Below are 19,352 nucleotides of genomic sequence, written 5' to 3' on the forward strand. Positions count from 1 at the left end.
CCCACCGGCGCCGTCCGGCGACGAACCGAGGAACGAGCGCGTCCGGTTCGACGGCCTGGACGCGGGCTATCCCGGCCGTCCAGTGCTCCGCCAACTCAGCTCGCACATCCCGGCCTTGGCCATGACGGCGTTGATCGGCCCCAACGGCAGCGGGAAGTCCACGCTGCTCGGTGTCCTCGCCGGCGTGATCGACGCCACATCCGGTCAGCTCCGGTACGCGCAAGGCCGGCCGCCGGCCTTCGTCCCGCAGCGCGGCGCCGTCGGCGACGCACTGCCCCTCACGGCACGGCAGACCGTGGAGATGGCTCGTTGGGAAGAGCGAGGGCTGCGGCAGCGACTGACCCGGCAGGACCGGACCGTGGTCGACTCCTCCATGGAACGCCTGGGCGTCGCCGACCTCGCCGCCCGCCAGCTGGGCGAGTTGTCCGGTGGGCAACGTCAGCGCGTCCTCATCGCCCAGGGCCTCGCCCAGCAGTCCGACCTCCTGCTCCTGGACGAGCCGACCACCGGACTGGACCCCGAGGCCCGGGAGCGGATCACATCGCTGCTGACCGAGCTGGTCGCCGACGGCACGACCGTCGTCCAGGCCACGCACGACCTGGAGGCCGCCCGCTCGGCCGACGCCTGCATGCTCCTCAGTGACGGACGGCTGGTCGGGCAGGGCCCGCCCGACCAGGTACTCACCCCGACGGCACTGTCCCGGATCTGGCAGCCGGCGTGAAGCACCCCGCCGTGTCGGCAGGCACCAAGGTGATCGAGTCACTGGACGTGGCACTTCTGACCGGCGCACCAGTCAGGATCTCAATCACTGCGTTCACCAGCGTGTTCTCTCTCAAGGCTGTTGCGTTTTTCGCAACACGCTTCTAAGGTCGTGCCTGTGGAAACCGACGATGCACTCGAAGGTGCGCCGAACGCCGACACCGCCACCCGCGTCCGCGAGGTCATCGCGGCCGCGGGCGTGAGCCAGCGCGAGTTCGCACGCCGTGTCGTCATGGATCCGTCCAAACTCTCGCGTTCGCTGAGCGGCACCCGCCGCTTCACGGCCGCGGAACTGGCACGGATCGCCGACGAGGGGCGGGTCGACGTGGGCCTGCTGCTCGGCACCCGGCCCCGCGAGAAGGACGCCGCGCCGATCGCCGACATCGAGGGCGGGCGACCGCTGCAAATCGTCCGCGAGACGGTCCGGCTGATCGCGGAGCACGGCTTCCACGCGGTGCGGGTCGCCGACATCGCCCGCGCCTGCGCCACCAGCAGCGCCGCGATCCACTACCACTTCCCGGGCCGCGCCGAGCTCCTGGAGGCGGCCGTGCGCTGGTGCATGGACGAGGACACCGCACACCGTGCCGCCCGTCTCGCCGAGGCGGACGACGCGGCGGCGGAACTTCGCCAGCTCATCGCACTGCAGACGCCGCGCACCGCGCAGCAGCGCCGCCAGTGGGCGGTGTGGCTCGACCTGTGGGCCGAGGCCGCACGCTCCACGACGGTGGGCCGACTGCACTCCGAGTACTACCGGCAGTGGCGGGACACAGTCGCCGACGTCGTACGCCGAGGGATCGGACAGGGCGTGTTCCGCGCCGGGATCGATCCGCAGGCCGCGGCACTGACGCTGACCGCTCTGATCGACGGCCTGGCGACACACGTCCTCTCGGTGAGCGGGCCGTCGTCCGCCGGCGCCGCGGACGCGATGCACGCGGCGCTGACCACCCACGTCACCCACACGATCCTGGCCCCGTAGCCAGAAATCACCAGAACCCCACCCCTGCCCCGCCCCCGCTCCGCCATCGCCGGAGCGGCAAGATTCCGGGAGGCCCCCGCATGCCCGTGACCGAGAACGTCATCATCACCTGCGCGCTCACAGGCGCCGGCGACACCGTCCGCAAGAGCCCCCACGTCCCCGTCACCCCGGAGCAGATAGCGCGGAACGCCGTGGAGGCGGCCGCCGCCGGAGCGGCCGTCGTCCACATCCACGTACGCGACCCGGAGACCGGCGATCCGTCCCGCGACCCGAAGCTGTACCGGGAGGTGGTCGAGCGCGTCAAGGAGACCGGCACCGACGTCGTCATCAACCTCACCGCCGGCATGGGCGGCGACCTGGTCATCGACCCGGACGACCCGCTCACCCACCTCCCCGGCACCGACCTCGTCAGCGGTCTGGAGCGCCTTCCACACGTCGAGGACCTGCTTCCCGACATCTGCACGCTGGACTGCGGCTCGCTCAACTTCGGCGACGGCTCGAACCTTTACGTCTCGACGCCCGACATGCTTCGCGCGGGCGCGCGGCGCATCCAGGAACTGGGCGTGCGGCCCGAGCTGGAGATCTTCGACACGGGTCAGCTCTGGTTCGCCAAGCAGCTGCTCGCGGAAGGCCTGCTCGACGATCCGACCGTGTTCCAGCTGTGCATGGGCGTCCCGTGGGGCGCGCCGGCGGATCCCGGAGTGCTCCAGTCGATGGTCAACATGCTGCCGGACGGAGCGCGTTGGGCGAGCTTCGCGCTCGGGCGGATGCAGATGCCGTGGGTCGCGCAGTCGATCCTGCTCGGCGGCCACGTCCGTGTGGGCCTGGAGGACAACCTGTACCTCGGCAAGGGCAACAAGGCGACCAACGCCCAGCTCGTCGAGCGGGCCGTGACCCTCACCGAGTCGATCGGCGCACGCGTCGCGACAGCGGACGAGGCCCGCGCCACTCTCGGCCTCAAGCCGCGCAAGTAGCCCGCAGCGACGACGAAGGATCCCTCTCATGACCTCACCCGAGCCGACCGCGCCCGAGCCGACGACACCGAAGACGGGGTCACCCAGCACTGCGTCACCCAAGGCTGTGTCACCGATGACGGCATCGTCGGGGATCACCCCACCGGAGAACGTCCGCCGGGTCGCCTGCGTCGGCGCCGGAGTCATCGGGGGCGGCTGGGTCGCCCACTTCCTGGCGCGCGGCTACGACGTGACCGCCTGGGACCCGGCGCCCGACGCCGGACGGAAGCTGCGCCGCCTGGTCGACGCCGCGTGGCCGGCGCTCACCCTGCTCGGCCTCGCCGAGGGCGCGTCGACCGACCGGCTCACCGTGACCGACACTCTCGAACAAGCCGTGGCGGACGCCGAGTTCGTCCAGGAGAGCGCGCCCGAGAAGCTCGACCTCAAGCGCGACCTGCTGGCCCGCCTGGACACGGCGACACCGCCCGGCGTCGTCATCGCCTCCTCCACCTCCGGCTATCCGATGACCGACATGCAGACGACGGCCGCCAACCCGTCGCGCCTGGTCGTCGGCCACCCGTTCAACCCGCCCTATCTCATCCCGCTCGTCGAGGTCGTCGGCGGCAGGCGCACCGACGCGACGGCGGTCGCCTGGGCCTCCCGCTTCTACGAGGTCGCGGGCAAGTCCGTCATCACGATGGACAACGAGGTACCGGGCTTCATCGCGAACCGCCTTCAGGAGGCCCTGTGGCGTGAAGCGCTGCACATGGTCGCGAGCGGCGAGGCGACGGTCCGGGACATCGACCTGTCGATCACCGAGGGTCCCGGACTGCGCTGGGCGGTGATGGGGCCGATGCTGACGTTCGCGCTCGCGGGCGGCGAGGGTGGCATGGCGCACATGCTGGACCACTTCGGCCCGTCCCTGAAGTCGCCGTGGACGCGCCTCGAAGCGCCGGAGCTGGACAAGGAGCTGTACGACGCCGTGGTCGCGGGCTGCGACGAGGCGGCGGACGGCCGTTCCATGGCGGACCTGGTGGCCGAACGCGACCGGGGTGTCATCGAAGTACTGCGCGCCACCGGTCGCCTGGGTCGCGAGGAGGGCTCCCGATGACGAGGCTCCCTCTGTTCCACAGCACGGTCCGCCCGGAGTGGATCGACTACAACGGCCATATGAGCGAGGCCTTCTACGTCCTCGTCTTCGGTCACGCCACGGACGCGCTGATGATCGGGACAGGCCTGGGCTCCGGCTACCGCGAGTCCACGGGCTGCTCCCTCTACACGGTCGAGTCGCACATCCGCTTCCTCCGGGACGTGCCCGAGGCCGCCCATCTGACCGTCCGTTCACGCGTTCTGGGAGCAGCGGCGCGCAAGGCGCGCTTCGTGCACGAGATGTACGTGGTGTCCGAACCGGAGTCGGAACCGACGCCCGACGCGACCCCTGTGGCGACGACCGAACTGCTCGCGGTCCACGTCGACCAGCAGGCGGGCCGGGCCACCGAGTTCCCGGTCTCGGTCCGGCACCGCTTCACGGAACTGACCGAACCGGCGCCGGACTGGGCGGGCCGCTCGATCCCCGCCGTGGTCTGACGCGTACGAGAGCTCGACGCGTACGAGGGCCCGACCACGTGTCGGGCCCTTCGTGCCTCGTCACCGCCGCCACCGCCACCGCCACCGCCACCACGAGCGGGGTCACGCACGGTCCGGAAAAAACTTCGGCGGAAGGTGAATCCTTTCCGGACCTTCCCTCCTCTTGTCTGTGTACCGGCCGAACGGGCCGACAGAACCAGGAGGAGCACCAATGATGGTCACTGGCCTCGTAGTGATCGGAGCCCTGCTCGTGGGCGCGTGCAGCTGGCACCTGATGCGGCGCTACAAGAGCCGAGGCTGACCAACGCCTGCGCGCGGGGCGCCGCACGGGTATGAGTAGCACATGAACCAACGCTTCTCCTGGCCGGACGAGCGACTGATCAAGGCCGCTCAGGACGGTGACGTCACTTCACTCACCACCGTCGTCATGGAATCGCAGCCTCATGTGCGCAAGTTCGCCATCTCGCTGTGCGCCTCGCCGCAGGACGCGGAGGACGCCGCGCAGGAGGCGCTGATCATCCTGTACCGGAAGATCGGTACCCTGCGGGCCACCGGCGCGCTCGCTTCATGGATGTTCCGCATCGTGCGCAACGAATGCCTCCGGCAGGTACGGCTGCTCGTCTCGTGGACCAACGAGGCGCCGGCCGAACCGGAACCGTCCGCCGAGGACGAGGTGCTGCACAGTCTGGAGGTGGAGCGGATCGCGACCGCGGTCAGCGCCCTTCCCCGTGACCAGCGGCAGGTCCTGATCATGCGGGACGTACAGGGGCTGCCCGGCAGAACTGTTGCCCGCTCACTCGGTCTGAGCAACGCCGCGATGAAGTCGCGGCTGCACAGAGCGCGTGCGGCACTGCGTCACTCACTTGCGGTGACCGACCATGCACCCGATCAAGCCATCGACCGACCAGCCGGAGGAGACCGACGACCGTGAACACCATGAAACCCGCGCAGCACACGAAGGGCCGGGCCACCCCAGAAACCGCGACGTCCGGGCAGGACTTCTCCAGCAAGTCCGTCCCGCGCCATCTGGCGCGCGGTGTCATCGGAATCGGTGTGATCGTCGGCTCGATCGCCCTGGTGCCCGTGGTCGGCCCGGCCGCCCTGCTGGCGGCGCCGTTGGCCCTGATCGCCTTCCGCGGCTGCCCCACCTGCTGGATGGTCGGTCTGATGCAGACCATCTCCCGGGGCCGTCTGGAGCGTGAGTGTGCGGACGGCGTCTGCACACTCACCAAGGCGCAGCCGGCCGAGAAGACCGCGGAGGAACCGACACGGCACCGGGTTCCGGCCGCTTCCCGGTGACCGGACGCCGGCCCGCGCGCGCCCGTCCCGTCGGCGCCCGAGTCCACGGATCGGGAACCCGGGTCGGCGACCCCTTGGAAGCGTCGGCTCTGGGTGCTCTCATCAAGGTCATTCTCTGCATCAAAGAGCGGGAACTCGTCCCGACCCTGAACTACCGGTCCTCGAATCCGCAGATACCGTTCGGCGAACTGGGGCTCGCCGCCGTCACCGAAACCGGGCCCTGACCGAATCCCCGCGGCCGCCGGTTGTGGGTCTCCGGGCCTCCGGGGGGCCGGGCTCCCGGCAATGGTCCGCCGGTCAGATGTCGCCCGGCGTGCCGAGGCCCGTCAGGGCACCGACCGGATCGAGGTCGGGGGTGCCGCGCGGCCACCAGTCGTCGCGGCCGGGTTCCGACTCGTACGCGTACCAGAGCCCCGCCCGGCCGAGCCTGAGCTGGACATGGCCCCGGGGGTGGGTGAGGCGGTTGCGCCAAGGACGGAAGGCGGGGAGGTCGGCGGCGAGCAGCAGCGGGCGGGCCCGGTCGAAGCGCCCGGCCGGCGGGTCCCAGGGCTCCTCCAGGACGTCGAGTCCCTCCGGACCGCCCTGCCGCCAGGCGGCCACGGCGCGCGCCAGCTCCGCCGTATCGCGGCCGGCGGCCTTGGCGAGGGACGCGTAGAGCGCCCGGGTGCCGGCGGTGAGGCCGGAGCCGGGGCGGGCCGCGGCGAGGCGGACGGCATCCTGCCACAGCGTCAGCCCCCCGACCGGGTCGCGGCCCGTGGTGAGCAGAGTGTGGGCGCGGGCGGCGGCGTCGGTGGCCAGCTGGTCCAGCGCGAAGGGGTCGGGGCCGCCCGGTGCCGCCGGGTAGGCCGGGGGCTGTTCGGGATGCGGGGGCGCGGGCAGCGGCGCCGGGAGGGACGGCAGGGCACGCGCGCTCAGGGCCTCGCCCGCTCGGACACCGGGCAGGGAGGCCGGTCCGCGGTCCTGGGCGGCGCGGGCCGCGCGGGCGGCGTTCAGCCGGGACAGGGCGTCGAGCAGCTCGCGTTCGCCCCGGCCGCGGAGCAGGAGCAGGACGAAGGGGTCGGCGTCGAGCAGCCGTGCCGTCTGGTAGCAGAGGGCGGCGGCGTGCTTGCAGGGATGTCCGGAGTCGGGGCAGCTGCACTGCGGAGCGAGGTCGCCGGGGCCGGGGAGCAGAGGGACGCCGCAGTCGGCCAGGGAGTGGGGCAGCTCCTTGTCGAGGAGGGCAGCGATGTGCCCGGGCCTCTCCACGGCGGTGTCCAGGAACCGCTCCCAGTCGGCGTCGTCCAGCGTGCGCAGCCGCACCTGCACGCGGTACGGCCGGGGCCGGCTGCCCTGTACATAGGCGAGGACCAGGCCGGGCGTCACGGTGACGGCGTCGACGTGTCCCCGTTCGGCGTATCCACGCCCTCTGGCGAGCCGCGCGGCGTCCAGGGCGCCCTCTTCCAACGCGGTCACCCACGCGTTCCCCCACCACGTGCCGGCGAGGCCCGCGTCCGCCGTCGCCCGGGGCGGGAGGGCGGGGAAGGTACGACGGAGCTCGCCGTCGCGGCCCGGGGCCGCCATCGAGCGGGGCGTACGGGGCTCCGCGGGCGGTGTGGAGAAGGCCTGGCCGTGCGCCACCGGGTGCGGCTCCTGCGGCCGTGGGGTCGGTGGAGGCGGTGGCTCCTGTGACGATGCGGGTGAGGGCCACGGCTCGTCGGCGGCGGACGTGGGAGATCCGGGGGTGTCGTACGAGCCCGACGGGGCCGGGTGCGGGTGGGGAGCCGCCGGGCTCTTGGCGGAGCCGCCACCTGCGGGTCCACCGGTGGGATCTGCGACGGGATCCGCGACGGACAGTGGGTCCCCGGCCGGATCCGTCTCCGGCGGCAGCCGGAACGCGCCCGCGACGAAGTCGCGCACGGCCAGGGCGCGGGCGTCGGCGGTGCGCGGACCGCCGACGGCCCCCTGCGGCCGACCGGCCGAGCGGGACAGTCGCCGTGTGTTCGCCGTGCCGTTGACCGCGGTGTCCGACTTCGCCTGCCGACGAGCCGCCCGCAACGCCTCACGCGCCACGTCCGCCGGTCGTCCGTCGCCCCCATCCGCGGGGCCGGGGCGGGCCGCGGGGGTCGCGTCGGCAGGAAGGTGGGCCGGGTCGGGGACGCTCGCCCCACCGGGTGGGGACGTCGGATCCACGGAAGGTACCGCCGCCTCGTCGGAGTGGTTCGCCCGGGCAGAGGCTGTTGTTCCGTCGGGAGCGGTCGGCCCGGCAGGCCGAATCCCCGCTGCGGACAGGTCCGCTTCGCCGCGCGGAGTGCCGGGTGCGCCCGGCGGGCCGTACGCGGTCACGCCCCCGAAAGGGTCCGCGACGGCGGCCGCGGACGAGTCCCGTTTCGCCCCTTTCGCGCCTCGAGGGCTTCCGCTCTCCCCGTCCGTGCCGCCGGGGCCTCCGTCCGCGCCCACGTGCCGTGCGGTCCGCGCGCTGCGCAGCGCCGCGCGTGCGACATCCCCGGGGCGCTCCTCCGGCTTCTTCCGCCCACGGTCCGGGACCCGGCCCCGCCCCTCGGCCCGGTGCGCGTCCTCGGTCCGACCCTGCGCCTCGGTCCGGTCGTGGCCCCGGCCCTGCCCCTCGGTCCTGTCGTGGCCGCGGCCCTGCCTCTCGGCCCGGTCGGCGTCCTCGGCCCGGTCGGCGTCCTCGGCCCGGTCGGCGTCCTCGGTCCGCTCGTGGTCCTCGGTCCGCTCGTGGTCCCGGCTCAGATCCCGTCCGTGTTCCCGCGCCGGCTCGCGGTCCGTGGACCCGGCATGGACGTCGGCACCGGCGGTGGGGCCCGGCGCCGCCCCCTCACCGCGCTCACGAGCCTCGCGCAGGGCGCGCCGGGCCTCGTCGGCGGGCCGGGGAGTCATGACGGCCTCCGCAGGGACACCAGGTCGGACAGTTCACGGGCGGTCAGTTCGGTGAGGGCCGCCTCGCCGGAGCCGAGGACCGCGTCGGCCAGGGCCCGCTTGGACTGGAGCATCTCGGCGATGCGGTCCTCGACCGTGCCCTCGGTGATGAGGCGGTGGACCTGGACCGGCTGGGTCTGGCCGATGCGGTAGGCCCGGTCGGTGGCCTGTTCCTCGACGGCCGGGTTCCACCAGCGGTCGAAGTGCACGACGTGGCCCGCGCGGGTGAGGTTCAGACCGGTGCCGGCGGCCTTCAGGGACAGGACGAGGACGGGCGTGGCCCCGCTCTGGAAACGGTCCACCATGTTCTCGCGTTCCGGCACCGGCGTACCGCCGTGCAGCAAATCGACCGGGACCGCGCGGGCGGTCAGATGGGCGGTGATGAGCCGGGCCATGCCGACGTACTGCGTGAAGACGAGGGCCGAACCGTCTTCCGCGAGCAGCGTGTCCAACAGCTCGTCCAACAGGGCGAGTTTGCCGGAGCGGGCAGTGAGCCGGTCGGCGCCGCCCGGCGAGTGCTCCTCCTTCAGGAACAACGCGGGGTGGTCGCAGATCTGCTTCAGCGAGGTCAGGAGCTTGAGCACCAGGCCTCGGCGGCCCATGCCCTCGGCCGACTCGATGGCGAGCATCGACTCGCGCACCACCGCCTCGTACAGCGCGGCCTGTTCACGGGTGAGCGGGACGGGGTGATCCGTCTCCGTCTTCGGCGGCAGCTCCGGGACGATACCCGGATCGGACTTCTTGCGGCGCAGCAGGAAGGGGCGGATCAGACTGGCGAGGCGCTCCACCGCCTCCTCGTCCTCGCCGTTCTCCACCGCGCGCGCGTGCCGGGCGCGGAAGGACTTGAGGGGGCCGAGGAGCCCCGGGGTGGTCCAGTCGAGCAGTGCCCACAGCTCGGAGAGGTTGTTCTCCACCGGCGTGCCGGTCAGCGCCACGCGCGCGGGGGACGGGATGGTGCGCAGGGCCTTCGCCGTCGCCGAGTACGGGTTCTTGACGTGCTGCGCCTCGTCCGCGACGACCATGCCCCAGTGGTGCTCGGCCAGTGTGGCCGCGGCGGAGCGCATCGTGCCGTACGTGGTGAGGACGAAACCGCCGGTCAGGCCGTCCAGGGTGCGATCGGGGCCGTGGAAGCGGCGGACGGGGGCGCCGGGCGCGAACCGGGTGATCTCCCGCTGCCAGTTGCCCAGCAGGGAGGCGGGGCAGACCACCAGGGTCGGTTCGGTGCGCGCCCGTTTGAGGTGCAGGGCGATGACGGTGACCGTCTTGCCGAGGCCCATGTCGTCGGCGAGGCAGCCGCCGAGGCCGAGGGAGGTCATGAGGTCGAGCCAGGCCAGGCCGCGCAGCTGGTAGTCCCGGAGGGTGGCGTGCAGGCCGGGCGGCGGTTCGGCGGGGCGGACACCGGCTGTGAGGCGGTCGCGCAGGGCGGCCAGCGCGCCGACCGGCACCACGTCCACCGTCTCGCCGTCGGCCTCGGCGCTGCCGGTGAGGGCGACGGACAGGGCGTCGACCGGGTCGAGCAGGCCGAGGTCGCGCTTGCGGGCGCGGTGTACGAGGGCCGGGTCGACCAGCACCCACCGGTCGCGGAGCCGGACGACCGGGCGGTGCGCCTCCGCCAGGGTGTCCATCTCGGCCTCGGTGAGCGGGTCGCCGCCGATCGCCAGCTGCCAGCGAAACTGGAGGAGGTCCTCGCTCTCGAAGAAGCCCGTGCCGTCGGTCGAGGAGCCGGGCGCGGTCCGGACCACCGCGGTCGCGGTGAGGTCCTGGGCCAGGTCGCGGGGCCAGTGCACGGCGACGCCGGCGGCGGAGAGCCGGCCGGCCGCCACGCCCAGCAGGTCGACGACCTCCTCCTCGGACAGGCTGAGGACGTCGGGCGCGTCCTGCTCGGTGAGCCGGTCGAGCGGCGGCCAGACCCGCGTCGCGCGCCGCACCGCGAGGGCGGCGTCCACGCGCGCGCGGGGACCGAACGCGGCGTCGGCGGCCCCCGACCACAGGTCCGCCGCGTCGGCCACCAGGAGGGGGTCGGCGAGGCTGTGCACCTGGACGACCGCCGCCCCCGCACTGCGCGCACCGCCGTTGCCGCCGCCTTCTCCGGCCGTGGCTTCGTGCCCGTCGAACAGGTCGTACGCCGACAGGTCCAATCGGAGCGAGATCCGCACGCCCGCGTCCATGCCGGCGGCGACCTCCGCCGCCCAGCCGTGTGCGTCGGGCAGGTGCTGGGCCGCGCGTGCGGCGAAGGACCGGCCCGAGGCGTGGGGCGCGGCCGGGGTGCGCGGCAGGGTGTCGGCGACCGCGTCCAGGAAGGCGCGTACGAGTGCCTCCGGCTCCGGCAGCCGGATCGGGCCCAGGCCCTCCAGGGGGACCGCGTGACCCTCCGGAGGCAGTGCGGCGGCCACCGCGCGCAGGTGCGCGATGTCGTCGGGCTCCAGTGGGCCGGCCCGCCAGGCGTCGTGACCGGTCGCCGTCAGGCCGGGCAGCAGTCGGCCGCGTGCGGTGAGCCGCAGGGCGTGCAGGGCCGCGGCACCCCAGCACGCGGTGGCCGGGTGGGCGGCCGGGTCGTGCCGGGCGCTCACCAGGAGGGGCAGTGCCTCGCCAAGGGGCAACGACAGCGCGGGCGTGGTCCTGCGCCGCACACCGGCACCGTGTCGCCGGACGACGGTGAGCTCTGTGACCCCGGCGGGCCGGGCACCGTCTTCGGCGGCCCCGTCCCCGGGGACGACCGCGGTGACGGGCCCGTCCGCGGGGTCCCAGAAGGCGATCCGCCCGTCGCGCGGAAGCGGCGCGGGCAGGAAGACCGCCGCGAGCCGGACGGGGACGGACGGAACGAGCCCCTCCGACCGCCTCGTCCCTCCCCGCTCCCCCGCTCGTCCGGCGGCGACCGGGCCCACCACGGCCATGTCGTTCATACGTCCTGTCACCCCCTCGCCCGCATGTGGCATCAGATGTCTTCGACTCTACGGGCGGGGTCTGACAATCGGCCCCGGCGGCCTGCCGGGGCACGGCCTACGCGCGTGCGTGCGTGCGTGCGTGCGCGGTCAGGGAACCGTGCGTGAGACGACGTACACCATCGGGTAGTCCGGGTTGTGCATGTTCACGACGACGTCGTGGGTGGGCGCCGGGTTCGGCTGCTCGTTGACGAGGCCCCACCAGGCGCCGGACCCGCCGAACTCCCAGCCGGTGATCTGCTGGGCACGGTCGCTGATGGCGATCCTGCCCTTCTCCAGTGCGTCCCGGTCGACGCCCAGTCCCGCCAGAAAGGCGTCCAGACCGGCGCCGGTGGTCTCGAACTGGACGTAGAGGCGGCTGGTCTTCCAGTTGTTCGTCTCGTAGTACGCGACCTCGTCGGACGGGACCGGGACGGGCAGCTCGTAGATGCGGCGCTGCAGCTTGGACGGCCAGCCCTCCGTCATGCCGGTAGCCGCGTACTTCGCCTCCTTCTCCCTGCCGCTGTCGCGGCTCTGGTTGGCGGAGATCACGAGGTAGCCGGCCGGGATGCCGATGAGCAGCACGATGGTGAGCAGGGTGAGCGACCGGCGGCGGATCATGCGCCGACGGCCCTCCGCCGGGGGGCCGGGGTCCTCCGGAGGCCCGGCCTGGTGAGGCAGGGAATCCGTCACAGCGACTCCCCGGACGTGCGGCGGGCCTCCGCGTACCGCTCGTAGCGCTCGTACCGCTCGACCCGGCGCCGCTTGGCGCGGCGGAACCGGCGGGCGACCAGCCGGGACAGGTCGGCGGCGCCCACCATGCCGGCCTCGGGGCCGAGCTGGGCGCGGACGATCCGCGCCTCGGGTCGGTAGCCGCGGCCGGTGAGCTGGCGCTTGAAGGCGTCGCGCGCGGGGCCGATCAGCAGGTCGTCGGCGGCGCTGACCCCGCCGCCGATCACGAAGCAGGACGGGTCGAGGGCCGCGGCGAGGTTCGCGATGCCGACACCGAGCCACTGCCCGATGTCCTGGAGCAGCTCGACGCACATGGCGTCGCCGTCGCGGGCCAGCTCGGTGATCATCGGGCCGGTGATGTCGCCGATGCTGCCCTTGACGTGCTCGATGATCCCGTACGCCACCGGCGAGTCGGCGGCGGCCAGCTCGCGGGCCTCCCTGACCAGGGCGTTCCCGGAGCTGTACTGCTCCCAGCAGCCGCGGTTGCCGCACGGGCAGCGGTGGCCGCCGGGGACGACCTGCATGTGGCCGAACTCTCCGGCGACCCCGTACTTGCCTCGTTTGACCTGGCCGTCCTCCAGGATCGCGCCGCCGATGCCGGTGCCGAGCGTGATCATGACGAGGTGGTCCTCGCCACGGCCGGCGCCGAAGCGCCACTCGGCCCAGGCGGCGGTGTTGGCGTCGTTGTCCACCAGGACGGGGACCGCGAGACGGCCGGCGATGCGGTCGCGCAGCGGTTCGTTTCGCCAGGACAGGTGGGGGGCGAACAGCACCCGGTTGCGGTCGGCGTCGACCCAGCCGGCCGCGCCGATGCCGACGGCGTGCACGTCGTGCCGGTCGGAGAGGTCCAGGACCAGTTCGACGATGGTGTCCTCGACGACCTTGGGACTCTTGGACTTGTCGGGGGTCTCCGTGCGGAGCTTCTCCAGGATGTTGCCGTCGGCGTCCACGACCCCCGCCATGACTTTCGTACCGCCGATGTCGATTCCGACCGTCGGCACACGGGGTGCCGTGAGGTGCGAGCGGCGTTCCCTCGTACCCACGGTGCGCAGGACCGGGGCGCGGCGGGAGCCGATGGGGGCGGTGAAGTCGCGGTAGGTGCTCATCGGGTGCGATTGTGCCGCACGCTCACGCCGGGAGCCGAATGGACCGGGGAGGGTGGAACGACGCGTTGCCGGGTCCCGGTACGTCGTGGCTGGTCGCGGCCACGCGGCGGAGACGCAGATCGGCACAGCCCCGCGCCCCTTATCGGCGTCGCAGTTCGTGGCGTAGATCGTCCAGCTCCGTTCCGCCCGCCATCTGCGTCGTCAGCTCGTCCAGGGTGACATCGTCACGGGTGTAGTTGCCCACCATCGTGCCCCGCTTCAGCAGCACGAACCGGTCGCCCACCAGGTACGCGTGGTGCGGGTTGTGGGTGATGAGGACCACACCCAGCCCCTGGTCCCGTGCCGCCGCCACGTACTTCAGGACCACGCCCGACTGCTTCACGCCCAGCGCCGCCGTCGGCTCGTCCAGTACCAGTACCTTCGCGCCGAAGTGCACCGCGCGGGCGATCGCCACGCACTGGCGCTCGCCGCCGGAGAGAGTGCCGATGGGCTGGTCGACGTCGCGCAGGTCGATGCCCATGCGGAGGAGTTCCGCGCGAGTGGTGCGGCGCATGTGGTCGACGTCCATGCGTTTGAACGGGGCGACGCCCTTGCGCGGCTCGGAGCCGAGGAAGAAGTTGCGCCAGACCGGCATGAGGGGGACGACGGCCAGGTCCTGGTAGACGGTGGCGATGCCGCGGTCCAGGGCCTCGCGCGGAGAGGAAAGTCGGGTCTCCTCGCCGTCGAGGCTCAGTGCCCCGCCGTCATGCTGGTGCAGGCCGGAAATGATCTTGATGAGCGTCGACTTGCCGGCGCCGTTGTCGCCGAGCACACAGGTGATGTCACCCGCGTGCACCTCCAGCGACACCCCCTCCAGGGCACGGACGCTCCCGTAGTTCTTGCTGACGTCGGACAGCTCGACGAGCGCCGTGCGACTGCGCGGCGTACCGCTTTCGGTCTGCGTCACTTGGTGGCCTCCGCCCGCTTGCGGACCCAGGCGTTGAGCAGGGTCGCGAGGAGCAGCATCGCTCCGAGGAAGAACTTGAACCAGTCGGGGTTCCACTCGGCGAAGACGATGCCCTTGCTGGTCATGCCGAAGATGAGGGCGCCGACCGCCGAGCCGACGGCGCTGCCGTAACCGCCGGTGATCAGACAGCCCCCGATGACGGCCGCGATGATGTAGATGAGCTCGTTGCCGACGCCCTCGCCGGACTGGACGACGTCGTAGGAGAAGAGCAGGTGCTGGCCAGAGATCCAGGCGCCGAGGGCCACTCCCATGTACAGGCCGATCTTCGTCCTGTTGACCGGGACGCCGACCGCGCGGGCGGCGTCCCGGTTGCCGCCGACGGCGAAGATCCAGTTGCCGGCGCGGGTGCGCAGCAGGATCCAGCTGGCGACGGCGACCAGGGCGAGCCACCACAGGATGGTGACCTTGAAGCCGACACCGCCGATGGTGAGGGTGGAGGCGAAGACCTCACGGGCGGAGCCGAAGCCCTCCATGTCGGCGATCGTCTTGGTGGAGACGGTGCCGCCGATCAGTTTGGTGAAGCCCAGGTTCAGGCCGGTCAGCATCAGGAAGGTGCCGAGCGTGATGATGAAGCTGGGCAGCTTGGTGCGGGTGAGCATGAAGCCGTTGAAGGCTCCGATCGCCAGGGTGACCAGCAGGGAGACGCCGACACCGACCCAGACGTTGGCGGTCATCTGGTAGCTGAACATCGACGACACCAGGGCCGACGAGGTGACCATGACGCCTGCGGACAGGTCGAACTCGCCGCCGATCATCAGCAGCGCCACGGGGACGGCCATGATGCCGATCGTCGAGGCGGCGTAGAGCACCGTGCTGAGGCTCGTGGCACGCAGGAAGCTGTCGGCGAAGAACGCGAAGAAGACGAAGACCGCGATCGCGCCGACCACGGAGCCCAGCTCCGGGCGGCCCAGCAGTTTCCGCAGCGGAGAGGCGTGCAGAATCCTTTCGTCAGCGCTTTGGCCGGCGGCTGCCGCGTCCGTACCGGCGCTCATCGGGTGCCCCGCCTCGTGTAGTCGGCCAGCGCGGCGGCATCGTCCTTGGTGATGACCTGCGGCCCGGTCAGCACCGGCCGGCCGCCACCGAGGACGTCGGCGTTGTACTTGTACAGCCACAGCAGGTCGACCGCCTCGTAGCCCTGGAGGTAGGGCTGCTGGTCGACGGCGAAGCCGAGGGTGCCGTCCTCCAGCCCCGCGGCCACCTTCGCGTTGAGGTCGAAGGTGTCGATCTCGGCCTTGCTGCCCGCCCCCTGCTTGGCCTTCACCGCGGTGGCGGCGTAGGGAGCGCCGAGGGTGACCACGGCGTCGACGCTCTTGTCGGTCTGGAGCTTGGCCTCGAGGGCGGACTGTACGTCCGGCATGCTGGTGCCGTTGACGTAGAGCCGCTCGACCTTGCCCTCGAAGCTCTTCTCCACGCCGTCACAGCGCTGCTCGTGACCGACGTTGCCCTGCTCGTGCAGTACGCAGACCGCCTGCTCGCGCCCTCGCTCGTTCAGCTCCTCGCCGACCGCCTCACCGGCGATCGTCTCGTCCTGGCCGATGTGGGTCAGCGCGCCGAACTCCTTGGACTCCTCGGAGCCGGAGTTCACGGTGATCACGGGGATGCCCGCCTTCTGGGCCCGGGCCAGGGCGGACTTCATGGCCGCCGGCTTGGCGAGGGTGACGATGATCCCGTCGACCTTCTTGTCGATGGCCGCGTTCACGAGCTGCGCCTGCTGCTGGCCCTCGTCGTCCTGGGAGTACAGGAAGTTGATGTTGTCCTTCAACGCGGCCTGCTCGGCGCCGCTCTGGACGATGTCCCAGAAGGAGTCGCCATCCCCTGAATGAGTGATCATCGCGAACGTCCAGCGGGGCGTGTTCACCGCCGCCTTCCCCTGGGCCGACGCGGCCTTGCGGGCGTCCTCGGCGCGCTTGCCGCCCGTACTGCTGCAGCCGGCCAGGGACACCGACAGTGCCCCTGCCAGCGCTATGCCTACCCAGGTCCGAAACCGTGCCACGAGGCCGTGCCCTTCTTGCTGTGCCGTGCTGTGCGTGCCGGGGTACCGCGGGAACCCCGGCCGGGTTCTCGAAACCCCAAACACTCCATTGTCCGACATGGGGAACGATCACTCGGCGCCGGGGAGCAGGCGCCGGTCACATTGTCCGGACATTGCGACGAACTCGCAGGGCGAAAGGCGCCGTGTACCGGGCGGCGGGCGCGGGGCCGCTCCGCGCCGTCGGTCGGCCCCGGTCGGCCCCGGTCGGCCCCGGTCGGCCCCGGTCAGGACCGTACGAGGAGCTGGAACTCGAAGGAGTAGCGGGACGGCCGGTAGGTGTGCGCACCGAACTCGACCGCGCGTCCCGTGTCGTCGAACGTCGTGCGTTCCATGGTGAGCAGAGGGGCACCCTCGTCCTCGCCGAGCCGCTCGGCCTCGTGGGGGGTGGCGGCGCGGGCGCCGATGGACTGGCGGGCGCTGTGCAGGGTGATCCCGGCGGCCCGCATCAGCCGGTACAGGCCGGTGGCCTCCAGCTGCCCGGTGTCCAGGTCGAAGAGACCCGGCGGCAGGTAGTTGCACAGATGCGCCATCGGCTCTCCGTGCGTCAGCCGCAGCCGTTCCACCCGGTGCACGTCGCTTCCCTCGGCGACGCCGAGTGCGGCGGCGACCTCGGCGGTCGCGGGCACGACGGTGTTGACCAGCACCTTCGTGGCCGGACGCTGCCCCGCCGCCTCCAGGTCGTCGTAGAGACTGCTGAGTTCGAGCGGGCGCTTGACCTTGCTGTGCACCACCTGGGTGCCGACCCCCCTGCGGCGCACGAGCAGGCCCTTGTCGACGAGCGACTGGATGGCCTGTCGGACCGTGGGACGGGACAGGCCGAGCCGCGCGGCGAGCTCGATCTCGTTGCCCAGCAGGCTGCCGGGGGTCAGCGCGCCGTGCTCGATCGCCGCCTCCAGCTGCTGCGACAGCTGGAAGTACAGCGGCACGGGGCTGCTGCGATCCACGCTGAGCTCCAGCGACACGGTGGGGTCCACTTCTGGTTTCGGCACGGGCCGAGCGTAGCTCTGTGGGCTGTTGACGGGAAGTTGTGTAGTTCGATTGTCCGGACATACGCATTGACAGCACGTGGGCTGTGACCCACTTTGATTCCATGCGCATCGGGGTCATCGGAACGGGCCGCATCGGCACCGTTCACGCCAACACGCTCAGCCGCCATCGCGACGTGGGATCCCTGATCCTCACGGACGCGGACCTGGCGCGGGCCCAGGACCTGGCCAACCGGCTGGGCGAGACGGCGGCACCAGGAGTGGACGAGATCTTCCAGTGGGGCGTGGACGCCGTGGTGATCACCACGGCGACGCCGGCCCACGCCGAACTGATCGGTCGGGCCGCGCGCTCGGGTCTACCGGTGTTCTGCGAGAAGCCCATCGCGCTGGACCTGCCGGGCACGCTGCAGGCGATCGCCGAGGTGGAGGCCGCCGGGACGATTCTGCAGATGGGGTTCCAGCGTCGCTTCGACGCCGGCTACACGGGCGCCCGTGAGGCGGTACGGTCCGGGCGGCTCGGTCGGCTGCACACCGTCCGGGCCATGACCAGCGACCAGGCGCCGCCGCCGGCCGCGTACCTGCCGCAGTCCGGCGGGCTCTACCGGGACACGCTCATCCACGACTTCGACGTCCTGCGCTGGGTGACCGGCCGGGAGATCACCGACGTGTACGCCGCCGGGTCCGACGCCGGACCGGCGATGTTCCGCGCGGCGGACGACGTGGACACGGGCGCGGCGCTGCTCACGCTGGAGGACGGCACGCTGGCCACGGTGACGGCGACGCGGCTGAACGGCGCTGGGTACGACGTCCGCATGGAACTGGCCGGGGAGCTGGACCAGATCGTCGTGGGCCTGGACGACCGTACGCCGATCGCCTCGACGGAGCCGACCGGGCCGCCGGCCGCGGACAAGCCGTGGACCGGCTTCGTGGAGCGGTTCGGGCCCGCCTACGAGGCGGAGCTGGCCACGTTCGTGGAGGTGGTGCGCGGTGAGCGGGCCAATCCGTGCGACGGGCGCGAGGCGCTGCAGGCCCTGCGGATCGCCGAGGCCTGTGAGATTTCCCGGCGCGAGCGCAGAGCGGTGCGGCCGGCGGAGGTCCCCGGCGCCCCGGCGCCCGCGACGGGGTGAGGGACGGGGCCGCCCTCTCCCCGACCGCCCCCCTGAGCTCCTGAGCTCCTGAGCTCCTGAGCTCCTGCTGAACGTGTACGTCCGCCGGCCAGTGCCCGGCCTCCCCCCTATTTCTCGTACTCCTCCAGAAGTCCCGCGTCGTACGCCAGCAGCGCGATCTGCACCCGGTTGTTGAGGTCGAGCTTGGCCAGGACGCGGGAGACGTGCGTCTTGACGGTGGCGACGCTCATGAAGAGTTCCGCCGCGACGGCGGCGTTGGCCATACCCCGGCCGACGGCGACGGCGACCTCACGCTCACGGTCGTTGAGGATGGCGATGCGCGTACGCGCGCGTGTGCGTCTGGTGTCGGCGGCGGCGTCGGCCGCGTGCTCCATCAGCCGCCGGGTCACGGCGGGCGACAGGACGGGGTCGCCGGCCGCGACCCTGCGCACCGCGTCGAGGATCTCCGGGGGCGGGGTGTCCTTGAGGACGAACCCGGCGGCACCGGCGCGCAGGGCACGCAGCACCTGCTCGTCCGCGTGGAAGGTGGTGAGCACGACGACCTGCGGGGCGTCCGGGCGGCCCCGCAGCCGCTCGGTGGCGGTCAGGCCGTCCACCACCGGCATCCGGATGTCCATGAGGACGACGTCCGGGCGGGTGCGGTCGACGAGGGCCTCGACCTCGTCGCCGTCGGCGGCCTCGCCGACGATCTCGACGTCGTCGGCGCCGCCCAGCATGAACGACAGCCCGGCCCGTACCAGCGGGTCGTCGTCGACGAGGAGCAGTCTGATCGCAGTCATGACGCCTACTTGACGTGCTTCCTGGCTTGAAGTCCAGGGATTCCGGCCTGGGTCGTGTGACCCTTCCGGGAGCTTCCTGCTTCACCGCGCTGCGCGGGCACGGGTGCCCGTCTTACCGGCGCTCCACAGGCGTTCGGTGTCTCCGCCCGTCCGGCGGCGACGATGCGGCGTCC

Annotated in this window: 17 protein-coding genes; 8 read left to right on the top strand and 9 right to left on the bottom strand. The window is 72.2% G+C overall.

Annotated elements, in window-relative coordinates:
• From aztA to ABEA26_RS28245, 7 genes are all read left to right on the top strand, one after another.
• Positions 1-721, top strand: a 721-nt coding sequence (gene aztA, locus ABEA26_RS28215; protein ID WP_345596178.1) for a zinc ABC transporter ATP-binding protein AztA, incomplete at its 5' end; no start/stop codon positions are given.
• 156 nt (positions 722-877) lie between these two features.
• Positions 878-1,735 (top strand): TetR/AcrR family transcriptional regulator, encoded by an 858-nt coding sequence (locus tag ABEA26_RS28220; RefSeq protein WP_345596179.1) that lies wholly within the window; start codon positions 878-880, stop codon positions 1,733-1,735.
• Between the two features lie 80 nt (positions 1,736-1,815).
• Positions 1,816-2,709 (top strand): beta-keto acid cleavage family enzyme, encoded by an 894-nt coding sequence (locus ABEA26_RS28225; RefSeq protein ID WP_345596180.1) that lies wholly within the window; start codon positions 1,816-1,818, stop codon positions 2,707-2,709.
• Positions 2,710-2,737: 28 nt separating this feature from the next.
• Positions 2,738-3,799: a 3-hydroxyacyl-CoA dehydrogenase NAD-binding domain-containing protein gene (locus ABEA26_RS28230; RefSeq protein WP_345596181.1), complete on the top strand. Its 1,062-nt coding sequence runs from the start codon at positions 2,738-2,740 to the stop codon at positions 3,797-3,799.
• Positions 3,796-4,275 carry a thioesterase family protein gene (locus ABEA26_RS28235; RefSeq protein WP_345596182.1) on the top strand — a complete coding sequence of 160 codons (480 nt, stop codon included), beginning with the start codon at positions 3,796-3,798 and terminating at the stop codon, positions 4,273-4,275. The genes ABEA26_RS28230 and ABEA26_RS28235 overlap by 4 nt, the downstream gene beginning before the upstream one ends.
• Before the next feature lie 343 nt (positions 4,276-4,618).
• A complete protein-coding gene (locus ABEA26_RS28240) occupies positions 4,619-5,206 on the top strand; it encodes an RNA polymerase sigma factor (protein ID WP_345596183.1) in 588 nt (195 codons plus the stop codon).
• A gap of 5 nt (positions 5,207-5,211) precedes the next feature.
• Positions 5,212-5,574, top strand: a complete 363-nt coding sequence (locus tag ABEA26_RS28245; protein ID WP_345596192.1) for a hypothetical protein — start codon at positions 5,212-5,214, stop codon at positions 5,572-5,574.
• A 297-nt stretch (positions 5,575-5,871) separates the two neighbouring features.
• Here ABEA26_RS28245 and ABEA26_RS28250 read toward each other — a convergent pair whose 3' ends face one another.
• From ABEA26_RS28250 to ABEA26_RS28285, 8 genes are all read right to left on the bottom strand, one after another.
• Positions 5,872-8,451 (bottom strand): SWIM zinc finger family protein, encoded by a 2,580-nt coding sequence (locus tag ABEA26_RS28250; protein ID WP_345596184.1) that lies wholly within the window; start codon positions 8,449-8,451, stop codon positions 5,872-5,874.
• Complete coding sequence (locus tag ABEA26_RS28255; RefSeq protein ID WP_345596185.1) at positions 8,448-11,393, bottom strand: SNF2-related protein; 2,946 nt, start codon at positions 11,391-11,393, stop codon at positions 8,448-8,450. Before ABEA26_RS28255 ends, ABEA26_RS28250 begins: the two co-directional genes overlap by 4 nt.
• Before the next feature lie 129 nt (positions 11,394-11,522).
• A complete protein-coding gene (locus ABEA26_RS28260; protein ID WP_345596186.1) occupies positions 11,523-12,104 on the bottom strand; it encodes a sugar kinase in 582 nt (193 codons plus the stop codon).
• Positions 12,101-13,249, bottom strand: coding sequence for an ROK family glucokinase (locus ABEA26_RS28265; RefSeq protein WP_279566026.1), 1,149 nt, complete (start codon positions 13,247-13,249; stop codon positions 12,101-12,103). Before ABEA26_RS28265 ends, ABEA26_RS28260 begins: the two co-directional genes overlap by 4 nt.
• A gap of 139 nt (positions 13,250-13,388) precedes the next feature.
• Positions 13,389-14,195 (bottom strand): ATP-binding cassette domain-containing protein, encoded by an 807-nt coding sequence (locus ABEA26_RS28270; protein ID WP_345596187.1) that lies wholly within the window; start codon positions 14,193-14,195, stop codon positions 13,389-13,391.
• On the bottom strand, positions 14,192-15,247 hold the full coding sequence (locus tag ABEA26_RS28275; protein WP_345596188.1) for an ABC transporter permease: 1,056 nt from the start codon (positions 15,245-15,247) through the stop codon (positions 14,192-14,194). The genes ABEA26_RS28270 and ABEA26_RS28275 overlap by 4 nt, the downstream gene beginning before the upstream one ends.
• Entirely contained in the window at positions 15,244-16,248 is a 1,005-nt protein-coding gene (locus tag ABEA26_RS28280) for a sugar ABC transporter substrate-binding protein (protein WP_345596189.1), read from the bottom strand. Before ABEA26_RS28280 ends, ABEA26_RS28275 begins: the two co-directional genes overlap by 4 nt.
• Before the next feature lie 263 nt (positions 16,249-16,511).
• Positions 16,512-17,249 (bottom strand): myo-inositol degradation transcriptional regulator, encoded by a 738-nt coding sequence (locus tag ABEA26_RS28285; RefSeq protein WP_345596193.1) that lies wholly within the window; start codon positions 17,247-17,249, stop codon positions 16,512-16,514.
• Between the two features lie 128 nt (positions 17,250-17,377).
• On the opposite strand from ABEA26_RS28285, the gene ABEA26_RS28290 reads away from it, so the two are divergent.
• On the top strand, positions 17,378-18,400 hold the full coding sequence (locus tag ABEA26_RS28290) for a Gfo/Idh/MocA family protein (RefSeq protein WP_345596190.1): 1,023 nt from the start codon (positions 17,378-17,380) through the stop codon (positions 18,398-18,400).
• Positions 18,401-18,507: 107 nt separating this feature from the next.
• Here ABEA26_RS28290 and ABEA26_RS28295 read toward each other — a convergent pair whose 3' ends face one another.
• A complete protein-coding gene (locus ABEA26_RS28295) occupies positions 18,508-19,179 on the bottom strand; it encodes a response regulator transcription factor (protein WP_345596191.1) in 672 nt (223 codons plus the stop codon).
• Positions 19,180-19,352: the final 173 nt, after the last annotated feature.

Source organism: Streptomyces marokkonensis (assembly GCF_039539045.1).
Lineage (GTDB): Bacteria > Actinomycetota > Actinomycetes > Streptomycetales > Streptomycetaceae > Streptomyces > Streptomyces marokkonensis.